Genomic DNA, 4,991 nt, shown 5'->3' on the forward strand with positions numbered 1-4,991 from the left:
AGTTTCCCGCCCTTCATGCAGCCGGGCGACCTGAACGTCTTCACCCAGGTGGCGCTGGTGGTGCTGGTGGGCCTGGCGTGCAAGAACGCGATCCTGATCGTGGAGTTCGCCAAGGAACTGGAAGAGCGCGGTGAGACGCTGGTCGACGCCATCGTGCACGCCTGCCGCATGCGGCTGCGGCCCATCCTGATGACCTCCATCGCCTTCTGCGCGGGCGTGATCCCGCTCATCGTGGGCAGCGGGGCGGGCAGCGAGATGCGCCGCGCCATGGGCATCGCGGTGTTTTCGGGCATGGTGGGTGTCACGCTGTTCGGCATCTTCATGACGCCGGTGTTCTACGCGCTGCTGCGCTCGCGCCGCGCGCACCGCCTGGGGCAGGACGAGACGGAGGCCCAACATGCGTGAGTGGTGCCTTTGCGCCGCCGCACTGGCTGCGCTGCTCACCGGCTGCGCCGCCGTGGGCCCTGACCACCAGGCGCCGACCGTGGCGCTGGACGAGCGCTTCATCAACGCCGGCGCCAGCGGCAGCAACGCCCAGGCGCCGGGCGAGGACATCGCGCGCTTCTGGCGCGCCTTCAACGACCCGGCGCTGGACGCGCTGATCGAGCGCGCGCTGGCGGCCAACACCGACATCCGCCTCGCGCAGGCGCGCCTGCAGGAGGCGCGGGCGCTGCAAGGCGAGGCCGATGCGGCCGCGCGGCCCGGCGTGGCCATCGAAGGCAGCGCGCAGCGCGCGGTCACGCCGCTGACCCAGCAGCCCGGCGCCTCGCGCAGCGAGCGCACCGGCAACAGCTTCGACGCCAGCTTCGTCGCCGGCTGGGAGCTCGACCTGTTCGGCCGCGTGCGCCGCACGCGCGAGGCCGCCGCCGCGCAGGTGAGCGCGAGCGAGGCCGGCCTGCACGCGGCCCACACGGCCGTGGCGGCCGAGGTGGCGCGCTACTACCTGGAACTGCGCGGCCTGCAGGAGCGCCAGCGCGTGACCGAGGCCAGCCTGGCGAACCAGCGCGAGTCGCTGCGCATCACCGAGGCGCGGCTGGAGGCTGGTCGTGCGCGCCAGCTCGACGTGGCCGGCGCGCGCGCCCTGGTCGCCAGCACCGAGGCGCTGCTGCCCGCGCTGCAGGCCGGCGTCGAGGCCGCCGCCTACCGCCTGGCCACGCTCAGCGCCCAGCCGCCGCGCGCGGTGCTGGCCGAGCTGTCCACGCAGCGGCCCCTGCCGTCGCTGCCGGTGACGGACCTGGCCGCGCTGCCGGTGGGCACACCGCAGCAGTGGCTGCGGCGCCGGCCCGACGTGATCGCCGCCGAGCGCCGGCTCGCCGCCGCCACCGCGGGCATCGGCATCGCGCGCAGTGAGCTGTACCCGAGGATCTCGCTCTCCGGCCTGCTGGGCTTCAACGCCGCGCGCCTGGGCGACCTATTCACCAGCGATGCGGCGCGCTACGCGCTCGGCGTGGGCCTGTCGTGGACGCCGTTCGACTTTGGCGCCATCCGCTCGCGCGTGGCGGCCAGCGAGGCGCGCGCCCAGCAGGGCCTGGTGGTGTTCGAGCAGACCGTGGCGCTGGCGCTGGAGGAAACCGAGGGCGCGTTCAGCGGTTACAACCGCCACGCGCAAAGCGCCGGGCGCCTGCAGGAGGCCGCGCGCCACGCCGACGAGGCCGCGCAACTGGCGCGCGCGCGCTTCGAGGCCGGCGTGACCGACTTTCAGGCCGTGCTGCAGGCCGAGCGCGAGGTGCTGTCGATCCGGGAGCAGCTGGTGCAGGCCCAGGTGGGCACGGCGGCCGCGCTGGTGGCGGTGTACCGGGCCATCGGCGGTGGCTGGTCGGCGGGGGCGGCGACCACCGCCGCGCGCTGACTCAGTTCACCAGCACCAGCTTGCCCTTGACCGAGCGCGATCCCATGATCGCGTAGGCCTTGCGCAGCTCGGCCATGGGCAGGGTCTGGTCGATGACCGGTTTCACCTGGCCCTTGGCGTACATGCCGGCCAGGGCCTGCATCATGGCCGCGTTGGCCTGGGGCTCGCGCTTGGCGAAGTCGCCCCAGAACACCCCCACGATGCTGGCGCCCTTGAGCAGCGCCAGGTTGAGGGGCAGGCTGGGAATGGGTCCGCTGGCGAAACCCACCACCAGGTAGCGCCCGCGCCAGGCGATGGAGCGGAAGGCCGGCTCGGCGAAGTCGCCGCCCACGGGGTCGTAGACCACGTCCGGGCCCTTGCCCCCGGTGAGGCGCTTGATCTCGTCGCGCAGGCCGCCCAGGGGGCCGTGCTGGGCGTAGTTGATGGTGGCGTCGGCGCCGAGCGAGGCGCACAGCGCGCACTTCTCGTCGCTGGAGGCGGCCGCGATCACGCGCGCGCCGGCGGCCTTGGCGATCTGGATGGCGGCCGTGCCCACGCCGCCGGCCGCGCCGAGGACCAGCACCGTCTCGCCCGCCTTGAGTTGCGCGCGGTCCATGAGCGCGTGGTACGAGGTGGCGTAGATCATGATGAACGCGGCCGCGTCCACGGCGGGAAAGCCGTCGGGCAGGGGCATGCACAGCGCGGCGGGCGCCAGGGTGTGGGTGCCAAAGCCGCCGGTGCCGCTGAGGCAGGCCACGCGCTGGCCCGGCTTGAGGTGCTGGACGCCGTCGCCCACGGCCTCGATGACGCCCGCGTATTCGCTGCCGGGAACGAAGGGCAGCGGCGGCTTCATCTGGTACTTGTTCTGCACGATGAGCAGGTCGGGGAAGTTCAGGCTGGCCGCCTCGATGCGCAGGCGCACCTGGCCCGCGCCGGGTTCGGGCGTGGGCAGTTCCTTCCATTGCAGGGCGTCGACGCCGATGGGGTTCTCGCACAGCCAGGCGTGCATGGTGGGTCTCCTCTTGGAATGGGGGCGGGGCATGATAGGCACCGGTTTTGCATTCGCGCAGGGGGGCCTTGTCCCTTGGGCGACGGGCGTGGCCGACGCCGCAAGGCCACCCGGGATAAGAAGAAAGCGCCACACCCCGGATCAATAGAATTTCGCCCATGAAAATCCTGATCTCGAACGACGACGGCTTCCAGGCCAAGGGCCTCGTTGCCCTGTACGACGCCGTCAAGGCCCTGCCGGGCGTCGAGGTCGAGGTCGTCGCGCCCGAGCACAACAACAGCGCCAAGAGCAACGCCCTGAGCCTGCACTCGCCGCTCTACGTGCAGACCGCCACCAACGGATTTCGCTACGTCAACGGCACCCCCGCCGACTGTGTGCACATCGCGCTCACCGGCCTGCTGGGCTACCGGCCCGACCTGGTGATCTCCGGCATCAACAACGGCGCCAACATGGGCGACGACACCATCTACTCGGGCACCGTCGGCGCAGCCATGGAGGGCTACCTGTTCGGCGTGCCCGCCATCGCGTTTTCGCAGACCGAGCGGGGCTGGGCCCACCTGGATGTGGCCGCCACCAAGGCCGCCGAGCTGGTGCAGCAGTTGCTGCCTTCGCTGCCCGAGATGCAGCAGCGCGGCCAGGCCTGGCTGCTCAACGTCAACATTCCCTGCCGGCCCGCCGAGCAGATCCGCGGCGTGAAGGTCACGCGCCTGGGCCGCCGTCACGCGGCCGAACCAGTGATCGCCCAGGTCAACCCGCGCGGCGAGACCATGTACTGGATCGGCAGCGCCGGTCCCGCCCGCGACGAGGCCGAAGGCACCGACTTCCACGCCACGCAACAGGGCTACGTCAGCCTCACGCCCCTGCAGGTGGACCTGACCGACCACGACACCCTGGCCTACTGGGTGCCCACGGCGGCCGCGCTGTCGAAGGAGGGCGCATGAAAGCGCCGCCGCCGCGCCAGCGCCCGGGTTTTCCGGCCCGCCTGCCGGCTGGCACGCCAGCCCCTGTACCCGCGCGCCAGCACAAGCCCGATGCAGCGCCCGCGCACGCCCCGGTCCGGCCCAGCGGCGTCGGCATGGACTCGGCCGCCGTGCGCGCCGCCATGGTGCGCAAGCTGCAGGGGCAGGGCATCTCGCACCCGGCGGTGGTGGCGGCCATGCTCGCGGTGGAGCGGCACCGCTTCGTCGATTCGGCGCTGGTGAACCAGGCCTACGAGGACACCAGCCTGCCCATCGGCCAGGGCCAGACCATCAGCAAGCCCGGCGTGGTGGCGCGCATGGTGGAGCTGCTGTGCCAGGCGCGCGCGCAACCGCTGGGGCGCGTGCTCGAGATCGGCACCGGCTGCGGCTACCAGGCCGCCGTGCTGGCCCGCGTGGCCAAGGAGGTCTACAGCATCGAGCGCATCCGCAGCCTGCACGAGAAGGCGCGCGACAACCTGCGCGCCTTGCGCGTGCCCAATCTGCACCTGCTCTTCGGCGACGGCATGGTGGGTTTCCCGCAGGGAGCGCCCTATGCGGGCATCATCGCGGCGGCCGGCGGGAACGATCTGCCCGCCGCCTGGATCGATCAGCTCGCGGTCGGCGGCCGGCTGGTGGCACCGGCCGTCACGGCCGCCGGTCGACAGAACCTGGTGGTGATTGACAAAACCATCAATGGCGTGGTCCGCACCGAGCTCGAGGCCGTTCATTTCGTGCCCCTAAAATCGGGCCTCGCCTGACGGTCCCGCCCTTGCCGGCGTCGAGCGTGTATCGAAATGGGCCCCTTCGGGGCCCGCAAGACAATGGTGGAGTCTTCATGAACCAAATGGCAAGACACGACCTGGGTCATACCCGGGCGCAGGGACGCACAGCCCAGCGCGCGCTGACCTGGTCCGTGCTCGGCTTGGCCCTGCTCGTGAGCGCTTGCGGCTCGCAGCGCGTGGCGCGTCCCGCGCCGGTCGACGACCGGGGCACATCCCGGCCCGCCGCGGAGTCGGCAACGGCCACCCCGGCCCCTGCCGCCGCGCAGCCCCGCGTGGGCTATGTGACGGTGCAGCCTGGCGACACGCTGTACCGCATCGCCCTCAACGCCGGCCAGGACTACCGCGACATCGCGACCTGGAACAACCTGCCCAACCCGAATGCCATCGAGGTCGGCCAGCTGCTGCGCGTGGTG

The 4,991-nt window shown here is 72.1% G+C and carries 6 protein-coding genes; 5 read left to right on the forward strand and 1 reads right to left on the reverse strand.

What is annotated here, in order from left to right; genetic code table 11:
- On the forward strand, positions 1-405 hold a 405-nt coding region (locus BGO22_RS21650; RefSeq protein WP_286852415.1), incomplete at its 5' end, for an efflux RND transporter permease subunit.
- The gene (locus BGO22_RS21655; RefSeq protein ID WP_070397949.1) at positions 398-1,849 is read left to right on the forward strand and encodes an efflux transporter outer membrane subunit; all 1,452 of its coding nucleotides are present in this window, start codon (positions 398-400) and stop codon (positions 1,847-1,849) included. The genes BGO22_RS21650 and BGO22_RS21655, both read left to right, overlap by 8 nt.
- Before the next feature lies 1 nt (position 1,850).
- On the opposite strand, the gene BGO22_RS21660 is transcribed toward BGO22_RS21655, so the two are convergent.
- Positions 1,851-2,837: an NADPH:quinone oxidoreductase family protein gene (locus tag BGO22_RS21660; protein ID WP_070397948.1), complete on the reverse strand. Its 987-nt coding sequence runs from the start codon at positions 2,835-2,837 to the stop codon at positions 1,851-1,853.
- Between the two features lie 158 nt (positions 2,838-2,995).
- On the opposite strand from BGO22_RS21660, the gene surE reads away from it, so the two are divergent.
- From surE to BGO22_RS21675, 3 genes are all read left to right on the forward strand, one after another.
- Complete coding sequence (surE, locus tag BGO22_RS21665; RefSeq protein WP_070397947.1) at positions 2,996-3,778, forward strand: 5'/3'-nucleotidase SurE; 783 nt, start codon at positions 2,996-2,998, stop codon at positions 3,776-3,778.
- A complete protein-coding gene (locus BGO22_RS21670; RefSeq protein WP_070397946.1) occupies positions 3,775-4,554 on the forward strand; it encodes a protein-L-isoaspartate(D-aspartate) O-methyltransferase in 780 nt (259 codons plus the stop codon). The genes surE and BGO22_RS21670 overlap by 4 nt, the downstream gene beginning before the upstream one ends.
- A gap of 86 nt (positions 4,555-4,640) precedes the next feature.
- On the forward strand, positions 4,641-4,991 hold a 351-nt coding region (locus BGO22_RS21675), incomplete at its 3' end, for a LysM peptidoglycan-binding domain-containing protein (protein WP_286852416.1).

Origin of the sequence: Hydrogenophaga sp. 70-12 (assembly GCF_001897365.1) — a bacterium.
GTDB classification, from domain to species: domain Bacteria; phylum Pseudomonadota; class Gammaproteobacteria; order Burkholderiales; family Burkholderiaceae_C; genus Hydrogenophaga; species Hydrogenophaga borbori.

What these genes read in the sequence shown, in the direction of transcription:
- BGO22_RS21655 (WP_070397949.1), top strand. Translation starts at nt 398, where the DNA reads ATGCGTGAGTGGTGCCTTTGCGCCGCCGCACTGGCTGCGCTGCTCACC.
- BGO22_RS21660 (WP_070397948.1), bottom strand. Translation starts at nt 2,837, where the DNA reads ATGCACGCCTGGCTGTGCGAGAACCCCATCGGCGTCGACGCCCTGCAA.
- surE (WP_070397947.1), top strand. Translation starts at nt 2,996, where the DNA reads ATGAAAATCCTGATCTCGAACGACGACGGCTTCCAGGCCAAGGGCCTC.
- BGO22_RS21670 (WP_070397946.1), top strand. Translation starts at nt 3,775, where the DNA reads ATGAAAGCGCCGCCGCCGCGCCAGCGCCCGGGTTTTCCGGCCCGCCTG.